Here is a 923-nt window from a genome sequence, read left to right on the forward strand (position 1 = left end):
TGCAAAAACCGGCTGGACGACACCGCCAGCCGTCATGCGCAAGGCGGGATTGCGGCGGCGTGGTCGGGAGAGGACGATATCGAAAAACACGTCGCCGATACTTTGGAAGCGGGCGCAGGTTTGTGCGACGAAGTCGCCGTCCGTACCATCTTATCGCAGGGCAAACCGGCAATCGAATGGCTGCTGGCGCAGGGCGTGGCGTTCGATCGGAATCATAACGACCTGCACCTGACGCGCGAAGGCGGGCATACCTGCCGCCGAATCGCCCATGTCGCCGACTACACGGGCGAAGCCGTCATGCAGAGCCTGATTACCCAAATACGCCGCCGCCTGAACATCCGCGTTTGCGAGCGGCAGATGGCGTTGGACGTTCAAACCGAATCAGGCGCAGCGTGCGGACTGACCGTCCTCGACTGCCGAACGCAAGAAATCGACCGCATCCGCGCCCGCCATACCGTACTCGCAGGCGGCGGCTTGGGACAGATTTATGCCGCCACCACCACGCCGCCTGAATGCACGGGCGACGCCATCGCCATGGCGATACGCGCAGGCTGCGCAGTCGAAAACCTCGAATTTATCCAATTCCACCCCACAGGCTTGGCAAGGCCGTCTGAAAACGGCCGCACCTTCCTGATTTCCGAAGCCGTACGCGGCGAAGGCGGCATCCTGACCAACCAATCGGGCGAACGGTTTATGTCGCATTACGACCGCCGCGCCGAACTTGCGCCGCGCGACATCGTTGCCCGCGCCATCGCCGCCGAAATCGCCAAACAAACGCAAGATTTCGTCTCGCTCGACATCAGCCATCAACCGGCAGCGTTTGTCCGTCAGCATTTCCCTTCCATTCATCGGCACTGCCTGTCCCAATGCGGCTTGGACATCACGCGCCAAGCCATCCCCGTCCGCCCCGTGCAACACTATAC

The 923-nt window shown here is 61.9% G+C and carries 1 protein-coding gene; it reads left to right on the forward strand.

What is annotated here, in order from left to right; genetic code table 11:
* Positions 1-923: L-aspartate oxidase (locus tag ACTHS3_RS15285; RefSeq protein WP_440368405.1), on the forward strand; the 923-nt coding region annotated here is incomplete at both ends.

This window comes from Neisseria sp. P0009.S007, from assembly GCF_051962515.1.